This window comes from Pseudomonas syringae group sp. 26L6, from assembly GCF_032587815.1.
Lineage (GTDB): Bacteria > Pseudomonadota > Gammaproteobacteria > Pseudomonadales > Pseudomonadaceae > Aquipseudomonas > Aquipseudomonas amygdali.
This window is the reverse complement of sequence record NZ_JAWHPJ010000012.1, coordinates 169,139-185,726: the sequence shown is the minus strand read 5'-3', so window position 1 is coordinate 185,726 and position 16,588 is coordinate 169,139. Positions and strand designations below refer to the sequence as shown.

At 55.0% G+C, this 16,588-nt stretch carries 17 protein-coding genes; 13 read left to right on the top strand and 4 right to left on the bottom strand.

The genetic code is table 11. The features are described 5' to 3' along the window. Positions 1–58: 58 nt before the first annotated feature. From RYA97_RS07260 to RYA97_RS26400, 4 genes are all read left to right on the top strand, one after another. The gene (locus RYA97_RS07260) at positions 59–1,780 is read left to right on the top strand and encodes a hypothetical protein (RefSeq protein ID WP_010196816.1); all 1,722 of its coding nucleotides are present in this window, start codon (positions 59–61) and stop codon (positions 1,778–1,780) included. 66 nt (positions 1,781–1,846) lie between these two features. Beyond that, the gene (locus RYA97_RS07255; protein WP_029240979.1) at positions 1,847–2,428 is read left to right on the top strand and encodes a TetR/AcrR family transcriptional regulator; all 582 of its coding nucleotides are present in this window, start codon (positions 1,847–1,849) and stop codon (positions 2,426–2,428) included. Between the two features lie 48 nt (positions 2,429–2,476). Further along, the gene (locus RYA97_RS07250) at positions 2,477–3,574 is read left to right on the top strand and encodes an alkene reductase (protein WP_016981779.1); all 1,098 of its coding nucleotides are present in this window, start codon (positions 2,477–2,479) and stop codon (positions 3,572–3,574) included. Positions 3,575–3,594: 20 nt separating this feature from the next. Continuing rightward, the gene (locus RYA97_RS26400; RefSeq protein WP_003433863.1) at positions 3,595–3,678 is read left to right on the top strand and encodes a zinc-binding dehydrogenase; all 84 of its coding nucleotides are present in this window, start codon (positions 3,595–3,597) and stop codon (positions 3,676–3,678) included. 126 nt (positions 3,679–3,804) lie between these two features. On the opposite strand, the gene RYA97_RS07245 is transcribed toward RYA97_RS26400, so the two are convergent. Further along, the gene (locus RYA97_RS07245; RefSeq protein WP_003433861.1) at positions 3,805–4,278 is read right to left on the bottom strand and encodes a helix-turn-helix domain-containing protein; all 474 of its coding nucleotides are present in this window, start codon (positions 4,276–4,278) and stop codon (positions 3,805–3,807) included. Positions 4,279–4,649: 371 nt separating this feature from the next. Here RYA97_RS07245 and RYA97_RS07240 point away from each other — a divergent pair, with 371 nt between their 5' ends. The 4 genes from RYA97_RS07240 (at position 4,650) to RYA97_RS07225 (ending at position 7,579) form a co-directional block, all read left to right on the top strand. Beyond that, complete coding sequence (locus tag RYA97_RS07240; RefSeq protein ID WP_054080914.1) at positions 4,650–5,384, top strand: metallophosphoesterase; 735 nt, start codon at positions 4,650–4,652, stop codon at positions 5,382–5,384. Between the two features lie 11 nt (positions 5,385–5,395). Beyond that, a complete protein-coding gene (locus RYA97_RS07235) occupies positions 5,396–5,797 on the top strand; it encodes a hypothetical protein (protein ID WP_050547709.1) in 402 nt (133 codons plus the stop codon). A gap of 389 nt (positions 5,798–6,186) precedes the next feature. Continuing rightward, positions 6,187–6,888: a DUF6957 family protein gene (locus tag RYA97_RS07230; RefSeq protein ID WP_223272535.1), complete on the top strand. Its 702-nt coding sequence runs from the start codon at positions 6,187–6,189 to the stop codon at positions 6,886–6,888. 58 nt (positions 6,889–6,946) lie between these two features. Then, positions 6,947–7,579 carry an HAD family hydrolase gene (locus RYA97_RS07225; protein WP_003433852.1) on the top strand — a complete coding sequence of 211 codons (633 nt, stop codon included), beginning with the start codon at positions 6,947–6,949 and terminating at the stop codon, positions 7,577–7,579. A 163-nt stretch (positions 7,580–7,742) separates the two neighbouring features. On the opposite strand, the gene RYA97_RS07220 is transcribed toward RYA97_RS07225, so the two are convergent. After that, complete coding sequence (locus tag RYA97_RS07220; RefSeq protein WP_003433850.1) at positions 7,743–8,144, bottom strand: helix-turn-helix domain-containing protein; 402 nt, start codon at positions 8,142–8,144, stop codon at positions 7,743–7,745. A 318-nt stretch (positions 8,145–8,462) separates the two neighbouring features. Between RYA97_RS07220 and RYA97_RS07215 the strand changes: the two genes are divergently transcribed. The 3 genes from RYA97_RS07215 (at position 8,463) to RYA97_RS07205 (ending at position 12,058) form a co-directional block, all read left to right on the top strand. Then, a complete protein-coding gene (locus RYA97_RS07215; RefSeq protein WP_003433848.1) occupies positions 8,463–8,795 on the top strand; it encodes a hypothetical protein in 333 nt (110 codons plus the stop codon). 273 nt (positions 8,796–9,068) lie between these two features. Continuing rightward, complete coding sequence (locus RYA97_RS07210; protein WP_005777247.1) at positions 9,069–10,175, top strand: AAA family ATPase; 1,107 nt, start codon at positions 9,069–9,071, stop codon at positions 10,173–10,175. Positions 10,176–10,753: 578 nt separating this feature from the next. Next, complete coding sequence (locus RYA97_RS07205; protein WP_005777246.1) at positions 10,754–12,058, top strand: PQQ-dependent sugar dehydrogenase; 1,305 nt, start codon at positions 10,754–10,756, stop codon at positions 12,056–12,058. A 33-nt stretch (positions 12,059–12,091) separates the two neighbouring features. On the opposite strand, the gene RYA97_RS07200 is transcribed toward RYA97_RS07205, so the two are convergent. Beyond that, positions 12,092–12,388 (bottom strand): DUF192 domain-containing protein, encoded by a 297-nt coding sequence (locus RYA97_RS07200; protein WP_016981765.1) that lies wholly within the window; start codon positions 12,386–12,388, stop codon positions 12,092–12,094. 351 nt (positions 12,389–12,739) lie between these two features. On the opposite strand from RYA97_RS07200, the gene RYA97_RS07195 reads away from it, so the two are divergent. After that, positions 12,740–13,891: an MFS transporter gene (locus RYA97_RS07195; RefSeq protein WP_003435165.1), complete on the top strand. Its 1,152-nt coding sequence runs from the start codon at positions 12,740–12,742 to the stop codon at positions 13,889–13,891. Positions 13,892–14,094: 203 nt separating this feature from the next. Here the strand turns inward: RYA97_RS07195 and RYA97_RS07190 are convergent, their stop codons facing one another. Beyond that, the gene (locus tag RYA97_RS07190; protein ID WP_003435167.1) at positions 14,095–14,994 is read right to left on the bottom strand and encodes a LysR family transcriptional regulator; all 900 of its coding nucleotides are present in this window, start codon (positions 14,992–14,994) and stop codon (positions 14,095–14,097) included. A gap of 202 nt (positions 14,995–15,196) precedes the next feature. On the opposite strand from RYA97_RS07190, the gene RYA97_RS07185 reads away from it, so the two are divergent. Next, positions 15,197–16,549 (top strand): VCBS repeat-containing protein, encoded by a 1,353-nt coding sequence (locus tag RYA97_RS07185; RefSeq protein ID WP_316892028.1) that lies wholly within the window; start codon positions 15,197–15,199, stop codon positions 16,547–16,549. The last annotated feature ends 39 nt before the right edge of the window (positions 16,550–16,588 follow it).

The window sequence follows — 16,588 nt, the reverse complement described above, 5'->3', positions numbered from 1 at the left end:
CCCCGGCGCGTCGCGATGCACCGTTCGAACACAGGAATTCATCAGACAGGGAGTGCCCATGCTGCAAGCTGCGACAGGAAAACTGTTCACGAACCGTGAAAATCCACGTTCAACCCTTCTCAAGGGTGTCGTCTACACCAACCTCGATCTCGCAGTCGTAGACCAGATCACCACCAAGGTGGGTAGGTTGAGCAGCATGGACACCTCGCATACCCCGACAGCGCTTGGGTATGAGATGACTGAATACATGGAAGCTGCCGATCCAGCTCCTGGCATTCTTCACTCCAGGACGATGGGTGCCTACATCGATGACTTTGCCGACGTTGCCTCGTTCAGCTTACAGGTCATTTGCTCCCCCGATGTCCACATTGTCGAGCGATTGCTGAATCAGAAACGCCGGCCTGGTGAATCGCACCCGCGTGAGCGCTTGATGCGGTATTACGACCCTTCAGTGCGCGCCACCCTTCTAGAAATGAAGGCGTTTGAAGACTTCACTGAGCAGTTGATCGGGCTGAGGCGCGAGACTTATCTCGCCGTCATTCAGTCGATCAGAACCTATGTTGCCGCCGTCCATAGGATGAGTGACGACCTCAATCTGGCCTACACGCTCCTGGTCATGTGTATCGAATCTCTGGTGCAGAAATTTGATGGGCATGAGCCTAAATGGCCCGACGTTCCTGAAGACAAACGGCGCGGAGTGGACAAGGCGCTGGCGGGTATCGATGACGAGCCTGCGCAGGCGGTGAAGGATGCGGTTCTGGACGTCATTTATCCGCGCTTGGGCCATCGCTTTGTGCAGTTCATCTTGGCGCACCTGCCAGCGGACTACTTCACTGCTCAGGCCGATGCTCAAAAGCATCCGATTGGCCGGCGCGACCTGGAGTCGGCTCTGCAAAATCTGTATGGCGTGCGCTCCAACTACGTCCACACCCTCAAGCCGCTAACCAAAGAGTTTCTTCATTTCACAAGCCACGGCGAAACCTATGAAGATGCTGACAAGCTGACTTTCACTTTCCAAGGGTTGTTTCGACTCGTACGGGCGGTGATCATCGAGTACGTGCGCAAGGCGGACAAGGTGGAGCATGAGCCATATCACTACGAGTGGGATAACCCGCACCTGCTGAGGATCAAGCTTGATCCTTCGGCCTGGCTTTACGATCCCCAGGGTCTGAACGCCCAGACTCCCCGACAGTATCTGGAAGGGCTCGTACACCTCCTTGATCAATGCTTGGTCGAATTTCCCAACCGCAAGCTTCGCCATCCAACGCCTGTCATAGACAAAGGATCCAGACTGCAGGCTCAGATGTCCGCGCCCATGAGGGTGTCGTTTTTGGCATTTGCCTATTTGGCTAACTATTTTCTTCAAACTGCGCCCAACCGACGGGAGTTCACAAAGCCGGAGGTCGACCTACTGAATCAACCAGGTATCCACTCGCTGATTGCCCAGGCCTTGATGGGAAGTGATACGGGGTGGACTCCTTCAGAGCACCAGGAGCAGTTCGATCAGTACTACAAAAAACGGCATACAAACGCCGGAATCAAGGTACCGCCCAACGTGGAAGCCTGCATGGCGTTAGCGCTGGCTGAGCGATACCGTCTTTCTGGCGACATCACTGAGGCATCGGCGGCGCTAGGTGCGGCAACAAGGGACTTTCCGCACCTCAAGCAATTGCGGAGCATGGAACAAAATTTCGATCCGAACGCGCCGATCGACTGGCTATCAACCATCTATCCCAAGCTGGCCGCGCCGAGAGCCACATTGGAATGCTACGGTCTGTAACCGCTTTGTAGACGACTGTCTACAAACTGCTAGACGACTGGTCAGCTTGTAGTTAGCATGGCCCGCATGAACAAACCATCGACTGAAATGCGCCAGCACATTCTCGAAGTAGCCCGGGCGTTGATGACCGCCAAGGGCTACACAGCAGTGGGCTTGGCTGAGGTGCTGAGCAATGCAGGCGTGCCGAAGGGCTCGTTTTACTACTACTTCAAGTCGAAGGAGGAGTTTGGAGCTGCGCTGCTGGAAGAGTATTTCGGTGAGTACCTTGCACGCGTTACCCCCATTCTTGAAGGGCAGGCAAAGGCCTCAGACTGCCTAGCTGCATACTTCGCCCACTGGATAGAGACGCAGGGCGCAGACATCCCTCAGCAAAAATGCCTTGTCGTGAAATTGGGCCCAGAGGTTTGCGATCTCTCTGAGGCCATGCGCTTGGTTCTTGACCGAGGCACTGTCCGAATCGTCAGCTTGATCGCACGATGCATTGAACGCGGCATCGAAGACAAGAGCATCCAAACGGCATGCGATTCCTCAATGCTAGCCCAGGCCTTGTACCAGCTCTGGCTTGGTGCCTCTTTGCAAGCAAAGCTGCAGATGTCCACCAAAGCCTTTGATGCCGCTGTTCAAGCTACCCAAACACTCGTGCGCTAAAAAATTTGCCTATTTACTAGACGACTGGTCGACTACTAAGAGATCTCTATGCATAACAGCACTCACACTGATCTTTTCTCACCCGTTTCATTCGGCGCTATCAACGCCTCGAATCGGATCGTAATGGCACCGGTCACGCGCAGCCGCTATTGCGAGGAGGGCATCCCCAATGAGCTGCATGCCCAGTATTACGCTCAGCGAGCAAGTGCAGGGTTGATCGTCGCTGAGGCAACCAACATTTCACCTCAAGGACGTGGTTATGCCGCTACACCCGGCATCTGGAGCGGCGAGCAGGTGGCCGGCTGGAAATTGGTGACTGATGCTGTGCACGAGAAGGGCGGGAAGATTGTCCTACAGCTTTGGCACGTCGGGAGGTTCTCCAGCGTCGAGCTGCAGCCTGATGGTCAGGCGCCAGTGGCACCTTCAGCAGTGAAAGCAGAAGGCAACACCTATACCGTTGACGGCTTCGTGCCTGTGTCCATGCCTCGTGCCCTGGAAACCAGCGAAATCCCGGGCATTATCAAGCAGTACGTCCTGGCGGCTGAGAATGCGAAGCGAGCTGGGTTTGATGGCGTGGAAGTGCACTCGGCGAACAGCTATCTGCTGGATCAGTTCTTGCGTGATTCGACCAACAAGCGCACAGACGCGTATGGTGGCTCGATAGAGAATCGGTGCCGGCTGACGCTCCAGGTCACCGAAGAGGTCGTTAAGATCTGGGGGAGTGACAGGGTAGGTATCAGGCTGTCTCCTGTGACACCTGATGCCGGTAACACTCCGCCTGACAGCCAAGTCATGGATCTCTACGGCTATCTGATTGAGCAACTGAATTCGCTCAATCTGGCTTACCTTCACTTCGTTGAGGGGGCCACTGCCACTTCACGGAACGTGCCTGAGGGGGTGGACATGGATGCTCTCAGCGGCCGGTTTACAGGCCCCTTCATTGGCAACAACAACTACGATCTGGAAATGGCCGTGCAGCGCCGCGCTGAACGAAAGATCGATGCGGTCGCGTTTGGGCGTTTGTTTATCTCCAACCCGGATCTGGTCGAGCGGTTGCGTCAAGGGCACGAGCTGACGATCGCGCCTCGCGAGTCCTATTATGGTGGTGGTGCCAAGGGTTACACCGACTGGCCAACAGCGCAGTGAACCCCGCTGGTGCACGCTAGGTGTTCAAATTCGACGAGATCGTCGAGGCGCATCGTTACATGGAATCTAACAGCCAGGTGGGCAAAATCGTCGTAGAGATTTAAGCCGGCACTGTGCCGGGCGGATGCAATGTCTGCCCGGTACACAAGACCTGTAGTTGCCGAGGGTGACCACTCGGCGGCTGATGCGGGCCAGTATTAGGCGTCGTATTTGCGCACGTGGCGACTCGCCTAGCCCAGCTTCCAGTATCTGTGGACAGTTACCTTGTTCACCTGCAGTTCCGTAGCCGTTTCAGCTTGGGTCATACCCTGGGCTTTGCACGCGAGCACCTTGGCGAGCAGGTCGGCATTTACGGTTGTGCCTCTGGGGCGGTCGACCAACTTTCCATCGACCACCTGGGCGAGGGCCTGCGTCAGTTGTCCTGACGCCTGAATGGCGTTGAGCTCTTCAGAGAGACGAGCGAGGATCGCTTCAATACTCCCGCCATCCTTTATGACCATGGTCGCTGCGACTACCGTAGCGGGGCTTAGCCCCAGCGAGCCAGAAAGCTTTTCAAGTTTGTCGAGCGTGACGCTTGATTTGCCGTGCTCAAGATCGCTGATGTACTGCCTAGCACTCCCTTCGTCAGGCAGTGCTTCCTGGGGCAAACGCTTAGCGGCCCGCAAAGCTCGGAGTACTGCAGCAAGGGGCACCTTCAGCGACATGTCCCGTCCTCAAAAGGCAGGATCAGGCCACGTTGCGTAGTTACACTCTACCGTATATATTTGCATTGATGTAACTCGCTTTGGGTTCGGACTCATGCGCGAATTTCTGCCATGGCAGCCAATGGGCGATTGGCGGACGGTTAATGCAGTCCGGCCGGACGGTTCAGCACAGCGATTGGGCGAGTCGGCCAAGCTGCTCACTGACCAAACTGGCAGGTCGCGCCATCCAATATAGGCCTAAACCGTTCGGCGGTGGATCTACCGGGAGTCAAAAAGCGCCGCTACGGAATCCCTTGCCCAGCCCTGGCCAACACGTCAACCGGTCGTACCTCACGCCTTCAAATTGCCTCAATATTGCTTGCGCCTACATTATGAAAATCCGAATTTACTCAGATCTACACGTCGAGTTTCACCGCTTCGATCCACCTCCGTTGGACGCGAGCATCGACCTAGTGATCCTCGCCGGGGATATCGACAAAAAAGCCCGGGGCGTCCGGTGGGCCAATGACACCTTCAATTGCACCACCGTGTATGTCGCCGGCAACCATGAGTTTTACGGTGGCCACCTCGATCGCACACTCCAGAAAATGCGCGATGCAGCAGCACCTCATGTGCACATTTTAGAAAACCAGTCCCTGGTCATTGGCGACGTCAGAGTCCTTGGCACAGCTGGATGGACTGACTTTACTTCTACGGGTGATCAAGTGGCCGCCAGCAAGATGGCCCGGGAGTCGATGAACGACTTCACGTACATCCGTACCGAGGCGAGTTATCGGCGCATACGCCCCTGGGACATCATCGAAAAGAATCGAACGGCGAAACAATGGCTGACTGAAGAGCTGGCCAAAACCCACTCTGGCAAAACCATTGTGGTTACCCATCATGCGCCGACACCAGCAGTAGTTGGCGAAAAGCATCAAGGTCATCTCAATGCGGCCTATACCAATGACTGGCCCTCGCTCATTAAAAAAGCAGATCTTTGGGTTTTTGGCCATACCCACGAAAGAGTCGACGTTGAGCTGGCTGGATCGCGGGTCGTGTCGAATCCTCGTGGCTATCCCGGAGAAGTTACTGGCTTCAACGACGCCTTTGAGATTGAACTCTAGAGCAGAAGCACATGAGCAGAGCTCCAGGAACAGCCAGATACCAACCGATTAATGAAGAGCCTTGTGTTTTGAAATCAAACGTATACCCCATCAACACCTTCACCCCCCCGTTAGCCGAGTTGGCAATGCCCGCTGACGTGCCAGTCGAGGTTAGACAGGCGATGGAGTACGACTGGGAGGTCTTCGTGGACGCCTTTCTCGTCAACGGCGCGAGGGTAGGTGATCGATACGCCGCAACTGCTTACTTCGGTCAGCAGGGAAAGATTCCAGACGGTATGACCGTGGCCACACATTCCGTAAGGCACGTGACGACGAAGGGGACGTTTAAATTGCTCCAAACCTTGGACGGTGCAGACCATTACGTACTCGTCTCGGAGCACAGCGTTGGAGACATCGATGGCAACGACGCTTGAATGGCCCCCAGCGGTGCTGGCCGCAGTGTCGATTAAATTTACGGCACCTGTCAGTGCTATTCTCTGGCTGCCGGAAGTCCAGTACCCCTGTTTGGTTGGGCGCGTCTTTATGGATCTGAGTGGTAGGTTCGCTGATGGTAGGTTGATCCGCACCTCTGGGATCATCGCGCTCATAGAGGAAGGTAACCACACGATCGCGCGCACGTTTGCGGGTAGCCACTACCTGTTGGTTGAGCCCGCAGGGAATCTCTTCGCTGGATTGCAGCTCCTGCCTCAAATACATCCGCATTCACCTGACACTGTCCACTGATTTTCTGCCTGGGTGACCTTCCAGAGATTGCTGCCCGGATAGTCAATTATGCGAAAACTATTGTGTGCTTGGAGGGCTCGTGCAAGAGACTGATCTGTACCAGTTGTTGAGTCTTCACGGAGAACGCATGGAGGGAGCATCTTATGCCGACGCTTCCACGCTAATCTCGCTTGAGGCGGCAACATCGAAACCTCATTGCGCTGTTCACTCTTGGATAGTGTTGGACTTGCTGAGTGATGACTCGATGTCGCCCGGTACGCGACAGAGCGATCAGACTGACAACCCGTCAGAGGCTGCTGGCAGTGCCGGCGCGTCGGAAGCGATGCTGCTGCCGATTGTGCTATTTAGCCACTACGTCGAGTTTCACAGCACCGGTCAGTTTCAGAAGGGGGACTCCATCCGGACTGGCCTGGCTGCGAATTACGACGGCCGAGGCATTTTTGAGACCCAGGATGCCATCTACGTCCTGCTTGGTCAGGGAGTCCGGCGTGAAGCGCCTATAGATTTTCTACAGGCTCTGCCACAAGGGCTCGCCCTCCATGATTACTCACTGCCCATTCAGGCGGAGCCACGGCGAGGAATTTCTGCGCTGAGAGGCGACCAAGACGTAATTTATTGCGATCTCCAGATGTCACCAGAGCAGGGGCGAGAACTGATATCGCTGATCGAAGGGTTACGCGCCGGGGGACTGCACCCAGGTCTGGAGAGCGTATTCCTCGACATTACGCAGGAGCTCAGTCATTCGAGTCAAAGACAGGATCGTCGAACGCCAAAGGGGTAGCGATCAGGAGATCGATCACAGCTTGTATGATTAGCATTCTCGCATTGACGGAGACATCATGAGCTCTAGGGTAGTCATATTCGACGCGTTCGGTACGATCCTTAAAATCCAGGATGGAGTTCACCCGTACCGGCAATTACTCCGTGAGGGCATGAAACACGGCCGCCGGCCTAGACCTGACGATGCGACTCAGATCATGACCTTCAGTGGCGGCTTACCTGCCTGTGCTGAGGAACTCGGAATCCAGATCAGGTCTGAGCGCTTGACCGAGATTGAAGAAGCACTCGAACGGGAGGTGACTGGAATAGAAGCTTTCCAAGACGCGTTAGACGCCGTCGAGATTCTTCGAGAGCATCACGTACCGGTTGGCGTGTGCAGCAACTTGGCGCAGCCGTACGGGTACGCAGTCAAGCGACTATTTCCCACGCTGCAGGGATATACCTTCAGCTTCGACGTAGGCGCTGTCAAACCCGATCCGCGAATTTATGACCGTGCTTGCCAGGATCTTGGGGTTGAGTTCTCTCACGATCTCGATAGTCGGCGAGTCGTGATGATCGGGGATTCACTGCGCTGTGACTGCCATGGCCCAAGGAGCATGGGTATTACTGGTATCCATCTTGAGCGATCGTCGGTGAGGGGAGTGAATAACCTAGTGGCCTTTGCGAAACAGATCGTCGGAGCGAGGCTGTAAGGAGTCATGGTATTGCGGGCGTGCGAGAGGCCGGCGGTGTTATAGCGGCAAATAGCGAGACGAATGTCCAAGCCCTTTTGCTGCGAAGGGCGAGTATGACGACCTCACTGATCCATGGACTCACTATGGCCATTGCTGAGGTTGGAAAGAAAGTGGGGAGTGATCATTCAGCGAAGCAAAACTCTGTTTGCTGAAGAGCCTTCCCAATCCGGCGGCTCTTTGAAGCTTTAGTGTGCGCCGCATTCCAGGGTTCACCGGGCGGAATCTTAAGCTCCTTCAGTACGCCGGCTTGAGATAGCTCGTCGATCTCACGTTCAGCGTGCATGATCAGTGAACTGATGGATTGTCCAGATTCGGCTGCCAGCGTGAGCGCAACCAATGCGAGTGGACTCAAGCCTAGCGGCGAGCTCAACGTCGACATCATCTCCAGAGTAGGGCTACTTTGCCCGCGTTCGAGCTTTGAGACGTATGTACGGCTACTTACCTCGGCCAGCTTGTACTGTGATAGCCCACGGGCCTTTCGGATCGCTTTGAGGGCTGCGGCTATAGCGTTTTTGATCGGCATAAAGCTTTCCTGAAATCTAGTCTCGCGCTTGGCCCAGCCTCGTTAAAAGTGGCATGACGGATGGTCAGGCGACAGAGCCTATCACACGCTAGTGTGACCGTTAGGAGGCCATGTCCGCTCATGCGCATCCTAAAGATTCTCTTGGCGGCCTGGTCGAGGACAGGATGATCAGATGTTGAGTGCAGCCAAAACTTTATGAGGTTGCTGGAGCTCTGTCGTGAAGCAGGTCAGCCTTTTTCCTTTGCAGGCGTTCATACCTATGGCCAGTAAACCGAGTAAAATGGGAGCGTTCTTACATGACCCTCACCGAGAAATTCGATGACTTCTGATCTGAGTGAAGAAGAGATGCGCAGGGCGCTTTTTGGCGACGCTGAGCCCGCACATCCGGTTGCTGTCCCCCTGAGCCCTGAGCCCATTCCTGAGGTCGTGTTCGTGAAACCGTCCGCGCCCGCGCCAAAGAAGAAGGCAGCGAAAGCTTTCATGCCCAGACTGCGAGTGCTCTTGAGGGTCGGTAATGAATTTGAAGACAAAATGTTCGACTTCATCCATGAAGCAGACACCCTCAGCACGCTCTTGGCAGAACAGGAAGCGGTGAAAGCGGCCAGGAAAAAATTCCGCTATGTCGAATTCGTGGAGGTAAAGTCGATGTAGCGGTCGATACGAAACTGCCCGCCGAAGATTTCGACGCTCGCAGCGGCTGTACTTTTAGCGTGGAGAAAGCTCGACCCAGTGAGCAAGCCGTTAACATTCGTGGCGGGGCTGCATCAGTCACTGTCCAGTGAGCAAAAACTGATGTTCAGGATCATGGTTCATTGAGCCACTACCCATTCGTCCTTCCAAGCAGAGAATCGAGCGGCACTCTGTGCCATCTAGTATCCCCATTTGCAAAACCTTAGGCTGTTTCGACAGATAAGGAGAATTGCTATGTCCCCATTTGCCGTTGCCCTCATGAACTCGCGAATCGAACATTCAATGTCCAGATTCAGGGCCGCAGAGTGCGCTGGAGTAAGCGAGAGAACCTGGAGATCCTACGAGCAGGGGTCGCGAAAACCAGGCAAGAGCGTCGTTCGAAATTTTTATAACCGTTCAGGGATCGCCATGCCCTCAACTACCGTGCAGATGCTTAACGCTACTCGGTCAGCGCGCGTATTAAGCGTTACATCGTTAAAAGGAGGAGTGGGTAAGTCACCTATCACAGTGGACATTGCCGCGTGCCTAGTAGAGCGCGGGAATACCGTGGCTGTCATCACACACGATTGCTGCTATGAGGATGGTGTTTCCAATGGGGCGCAGCTCAAGGCACGCTCGCTGGTCGCAGGCGTTGACTTCTTTGGCTATGCAGATCTGTTCTTCTCCGTTGCGGAGAAGGAAACCTTCGCTAAGCGGCTGCGGCACATCGTGGATCACGGATCCCCCATGGATCGTAGCGGGCTTGAATTTGAAATGGGTGGAACGCTTGGGTCGATGGTGGAAAGGATAGGATCATGCCAGATGTTCAAAGACATGAAAGCAAATTACGACTACATCCTACTTGACCTTAACCTCAAGGTAGATCTAATTCGCGCTCATGCAGACCTTGTAGCAATCATCATCGACAGCTCCTGCCCCCAATCAGTGGATAGCGCCCAGAGATTGAATCACCGATTGCTTGAAAGAAAGCGTGGGCGGCGGGTACCGAAGTGCTTCGGCCTTGTCACTCGTAATGATATCGGGGGACGTAGCCAAGAGCTGGAGGAATACTGTGGAGGTCTGGATATATCGCCGGATTTGGCCGAAGGCCTAGAGGAACAAAGGTTTGTCTCCAGCAAGTTCCGAGAACGTATTCTAGGCGATATCAAAGCTCTGCCATTGACCCGCTTGCTGACCCACCTGACCAACGCTCATGAGATCGTGATCGACAAGTACAATACTGATCAGCCCTTCATGGAGGGCTATACCTATTTCGATTCAGTCCTGGATATCTCCCCGGGTTCCCACGCTGCGGACGAGATACGTCGGCTGACCACCGAAATCGTCGATTTGCGGCTCTGAGCAAAGCAGCTTACCGAGTGAGCCACGCCCGCTCGATTTCTACGGATCAGGTGTAGCCCCCACGGGCTACACATGCGCGGCGTCTACGTTTCAAATGCGGTAGGCGCCTGCGCAGGACATCAAGTTCAGCAGCTCCTCGTTGATAGGGAAGCCCCGTACATCTTCGGATTTTCCATAGAGATGGAGCCCTGCTGGGGTTGTGGCCAGCCAATCTTTCGACATCGGCCACATCGAGACAGTACAAGACAACCTGAGCCGAGTGATCTTCAGGCGTTGGGCGAGTCCATCTGGCGCTGAAGGGCTACGCAACTCTCCCAGCGCAAATCCTAAGATAGGTTTGGCAGGTTGATTTCAATCGCACGGCGCGTTGAAAAACACTCATGAATATCTGGGTGACAATAGCCATCTGACTCAATGACTGCGCCCGAGAACTGCGCTAGTCCATTTCGATAATCCGCCGCACACCTCCAGGTGCTCCGATTTCTGATCGGTGTCTCGGCGCGATTTGGAATCTCAAGAGCACGCCGTTGACGATCGTCGACCGATCTCTCACACCGCTTTTTTGGAGATAGACAGTTATGAGAACGACCGCTTTGGCCATGGTGGCCGCGCTTAGCCTGTCGAGCGCAACAGCATTTGCTCAAGTCATCGATATGGAAGATATACCGACCAAGGGGACACGCGCGCCGGATGCGAATATCAAACCTGGACAGCCGCTACCCCGCAACGCACCAATCAATCCCAAGCAGCAGCCCGCATTCATAGGTCAGACTCAGGCGCCAGCAGTCGTCACAAAGGCTGCTATCGACACGAAGGTGATGACCCGAAATCTGAATCATCCTTGGGGGCTAGCGTTCATTGGGGAAAATCGCGCGATCATTACTGAAAAGCCTGGAGCTATGAGGATCGTCGATCTTGGAACGGGAGAGATCGTTGGTGATGTTCAGGGTGTGCCGCGAGTGGTTTATGGCGCAGATGCCGGATTACTGGACATTATTACCGATCCCAAATTCTCAACGAACGGCATGGTGTACTTCACCTACGTGGAGCCAAGAGGAGGGGAAGAAAATGGGATCGTCGTCGCCAAAGCCAAACTGGCAGTCGAAACCCGCGCGGGTGAGCCGCCTCGCTACAATCTTGCCGGACTTAAAACGGTTATCCGGGTTGAGCCGGGTATCGTTGGAGAAAAACACTATGGTTCGAGGTTAGCTTTTGACCGAGAGGGCTATCTCTACGTATCCCTCGCGGAGCGATTCTTCTCCCCATACCGCGATGAGGCTCAATCGCTCTACAGTTGGCTGGGCAAGATCCTGCGAATTACTACCGACGGTGAAGCCGCGCCGGGTAACCCCTACGCTGGCGATCCTAAAGCTGAAAACCACACGCGGCCAGAGATTTGGAGTTATGGCCAGCGCAACCCGCAAGGACTCGCTTTCCATCCGGAAACGGGAGAGCTCTGGGATGCGGAGCATGGCCCGCAAGGTGGAGATGAGATCAACCTCATCAAGCGCGGGCATAACTACGGCTGGCCACTGGCAGCCTACGGAACCAATTACGACGGCACTGCGATTTACGGCGGTCGCTCGCAGCTCGAAGGAACAGATCAGCCCCGCTATTACTGGGATCCCACGATTGCACCTGGCGGCATGACCTTCTATTCCGGCAAGCTAATTCCTGAATGGAAAAATAACCTGTTTGTCGCTGCGCTGGCCGGTCAACATCTAGCACGATTGGTCATTCAGGGCGACAAGGTTGTTGGTGAGGAGCGGCTGCTTCAGGATCAACATCAGCGAATCCGCGATGCCAAAGAGGGCCCGGACGGAGCGCTCTGGGTGATCACTGATGATGCTGCGGGCCGATTGATCCGTATCACCCCAAAATAAAGAATCTGCTCAGAATACCCAGGAGGAGGCTGCTCAGCGAAAGCTCAAGCAGTCTGCCTTCGCAACCTGGTCGCCGATCCTGATTCCGACCTTTTGGAACGTCCCCTTGGGCACTTCGATGATGGCTATGGCAGGTTCGAATGACGATCGCTTTTCCATAATTTGCGGCTCCAACTCCAGGATGGTCTGAAGCTCACCCTTTGCACTGATCCATCCTGCGGAGAGAGGGGCTGGCGTGTTTTTCATCCATACGCCTCGGACACCGGGCTCAGGCCACACGAATATCACGCCTGGCCCCGGATTGTCTTTTCCCATCAAGCCCTGCTTCATCGCGTCAGCCGTTCGGGCTACAGGTAAGGTGAGCTCGCTGCCGGTTTCGAACTGGATCGTACAGGTCTCCGTCGTGGGGGGTTGGGGTGTAGGGGCTGAAGTGGAGGCGAGTAGGGTGCACATATGAAAAACAATCGTAAGCGAAACCGTGATCTTCAGCTGGCCGTAAGCCTTAGAGCTTCTACGCATAGTGAGTCACGGAACCTGGGTAGCCGAACGCAAAGCAGTGATGAGGATGTAGAAGTGCACATTTGAAAACAGAGTCCACAGACCGTCCCAATTTGCAGGCTGTACAGATCAGCCTTGTTCCACTCAAGCCGCACCCGCTTTCATTAGAGATGTTGGACATTTATGGCTCACTCGCTTAACCCCAAAGTCTATGCTCTGACTTTCACCACGTTTGTCATGCTTTCCTCAGAATTCATCGTCGCAGGGCTGCTACCTGAAATCGCGTCTGCGCTACAGATAACCGTGGGTAATGCCGGCTGGCTTGTCACGGCCTTTGCACTGGGCATGGGCGTGGGTGCGCCGTTAATAGCGGCGTTCACGCACAGAGTCAGTCTACGCTTGTTACTGATCACGGCCTGTGTCGCTTTGTTCCTCGGCAATACCATCTGCGCGCTTACTGACAATTTCGCCTTGTTGATGATAGGCCGCGCATTGGGCGGGGTAGGTGTCGCGATGTTCTGGACGAATGCTGCATTGGCCGCTGCGGCCATGTCCAAGCCTGAGGCTAAAAGTCTTGCAGTTTCCCGAGTGCTCATCGGTGCTTCGATCGCATCGGTGGTAGGCGTTCCTCTGGGTAAGGCCGTGAGCGATGCCTGGCGTTGGGAAGATGCGTTGCTGCTGATGGCGGTGCTCAGCGCTCTAGCTTTGGCAATGGTCATTCGCTGGATTCACGTGCCTGAGAGAGATGGGTCTCAGCTCCAATCTACATTGTCAGAGCGACTCAGGGCGGTGTGCCGCCCCGACATTGTGCGGGCACTGCTGAGCTACTTGTTGATTTTCGGGGGGATAATGGCGGTGTTCAGCTACCTCGCTACCTTCCTCGTCCGTTACACCCATTTCCCATTCGCATACGTCACACCTGTCTTGGCGTTATACGGTGTAGCCGACATCGTGGGTAACCTTGTTGTCTCCAGGCACATACCAGATCCACTTGAGGGCATGTTTAAACGCCTGCTTATCGTGCTCGCAATTTCGTTGACGGCCTTATCCCTGTTCGGCACCACGGTGTGGATGATTCCTTTCGTCATCGCAGCAGTGGGCTGCTGTCACGCAGCTGCGGGCCTCATGACAGGGATCGATGTGCTACGCCGGGCCGGTGCCAACGCTCAGCTCGTAGGCGCATTCAATGTCAGTGCAATTAACGTTGGAATCATGCTTGGCTCTGTCGCCGGAGGGTTGTTGATAGACCATATCGGTTTAGCGTTCATAGGCTGCCTGGGTGGCGGTTTCGTATTGCTTGCATTGCTCGTCAGAGCCCGGCTCACGCCTGCCTAGCTAACTCAATCGGCGCAGCAGGCCCATTCATGTGCGGTTGGCTTCATGATCTTTTTGGCGGATGGGAAGTGCCGCTAGCGCTGTTGCTGGCTTGTGCGGCGCTCCAGGTCATCTTCGCGGTTTTGGCTGGGCGTAATCACTTTGTTTGATCATCTAAAATTTTTGCCGGAACCGCACCTGAATGTCGGGGCATTCGCTTGATGTCACTCTGACTTAGAGTACCGCAGAGCTTCGACGAGTAACTGGAACGCCGAGGTGTTTTGTCGGCGGCTTGGGTAGTACAGGTAGTAGCCAGGGAAGGCAGGGCACCAATCGTCCAGCACTCTCACCAAGCGTCCCGCTTCGACTTGGTGAATGACTTGAGAGTCCAGCAGGCATGCCAGCCCGTATCCCGCTACGGCGGCCTCTAAGATCATCTCTGGTCGATTGAAAGCTACCTGACCCGACACCCGAACCTGTGTCGCTTGGCCGTCCTTTTCAAAGTGCCAGGCAGACTTACCGTTCAAGCTGGGGAAACGGCGATTGATACACAGGTGGTTGACGAGCTGATCAGGGTGAGTAGGCACGGGGTATTTGGCCAGATACGAAGGCGAGCCGACGATGACGCAGCGCTCCATCGGCCCGATCGGAACAGCGATCATGTCCTTGTCCAAGTTTTCGCCAAGCCGGATACCTGCGTCGAAGCGCTCGGCGACAATATCCACGAATCCATTGTCGACGGTGATCTCTACCTCAATGTCAGGGTATTTGGGCAGCCATCGATTGAGGGCAGGCCATAAAATGGTCTCAGCTACATGATCCGCTGTGGTAATCCGGATGGAACCGGCAGGCTTATCCCGCACATCAGTCAAGCTCTCAAGCTGGGCAGTGATGTCAGCTAGTGCAGGCTTCAGTGTTTCTAGTAATCGCTCGCCAGCAGCGGTTGGTGAAACGCTGCGAGTGGTTCTTGTGAGAAGACGAACTCCCAAGCGTGCTTCTAGCCTGCGAATTTTATGGCTCAGCGCCGATTGGGAAGTGCCCAGTCGGCCTGCCGCCCGCGTAAAACTACGCTCCTCCGCCACGGCCACAAAAGCCATGAGGCTACCCATTTCATCTTGAAACATTTAGTTACCCATGTCATAAACGGTGTGCCCATCCCGTGAGCGGATCATATCCCGGTGCGGTTTTCCGGGCCATACCCATTTCATTTATGACGCAACGTCATAGCCCCATTCGATTTTTTCGCCCTAATTCTCGGTGACTTCCCAGTGAATAATTGAGTTTTGCAGCTTCGCGCTGGACGCTCTAATGACTGAAGGACACCTCATGAAAAGCAGATTCAACGCCCCTGTCGCCTGGCTAACCTCGAGCCTTTTTTCAGTACTAAGCGGGTGCTCCTGGGCTGATCAGGAGAAGAGCGGGTCTGATGCCTTTGACATTCTGACTGACAAACCAACGGAGTTTTTCGCGGACGCCACATCCACGAATGTACCGATCGCCCCGAGCCTGCATGCAACCGACTCGGTTTTCATCGATGTGGACAAGGATCGCGACCTTGATGTTGTCGTCTCCGTAGAGCATGGCGTAAATCGCCTTTATCTAAACGATGGCCAGGGTCGCTTGGTAGAGCAGCCAGGCGCTTTCGGCAAGGGCATCCACGACAGCGAGCACGTTCGCGCGGCGGACTTAAATGCCGACGGCAACATGGACGTCGTCTTCGTGGCCGAGGCGGATGAGATCCATCAACTATTTCTAGGTGATGGAAAGGGTGGTTTTACCGATGCCAGTGAGCGTTTGCCTCAAACAAGCCAAGGTAATGCGCTAGCTCTCGGCGACGTGAATGGGGACAAGCTACCTGACATCGTGATTGGCAGCACAGGTGAGACAGCCTATGCCCCAGATGCGAAGATCATCCCTGCACGCAATCTGCTTTTTCTAAATGACCCCAAACGCCCAGGCTACTTTATCAATGCCACGAAGACCCATCTCCCTGATACCAACGATCAGACCGAGGGAGTAGCGCTTGCAGACATGGATGGCGACGGCGATTTGGACATGGTATTGGCCAGTCCAGCGTTCCCAAATCGGCTGCTAATCAATGACGGCAGTGGTCACTTCAAAGACGCCTCATCGCAACTCGACCTGCGAGTTCCGATGGAGAGTCGAGAGGTTCAGGTCGTCGACGTGAACCAGGACGGGTATCTCGACATTGTCTTCTTCAACATCACCAGCAATAACTTCGGCTGGGACAAGGATCCCCAAACTCGCATCCTGGTGAATGACGGCAAAGGTCATTTTCGCGATGAGACTGCCGGGCGTCTGCCTGCGCACAAGTTCTCAAGTTGGGGTGGAACCGTGGTGGATTTCAATCACGACGGAAATCCCGATTTGCTCGTCGGCGCCATTGATGTGCCTGGGTTCGTGCCTCTCCAGGTTCGTGCGTGGCAAAACGACGGAAAGGGCCAATTCCGCGACGTCACAGGCGATGTGATGCCTGGTTCCACAGTTGGCCGCAGTTGGAGCATGGGTCGTGGCGACCTAGACGGCGACGGTCGAGAAGATGTGTTCATCGGCGGTTGGGGTACGCAAGCCCGTCTTCTACTCAGCGATACAAACGCCTATGAGGCGACACGCCCGGCTGTGACTCCTTTGAACTCTCCGAAGGCCGAGACCCAGTAGCCATCAATGGGGTTTGAGACGCCGCTCGCAGTAGCGTTG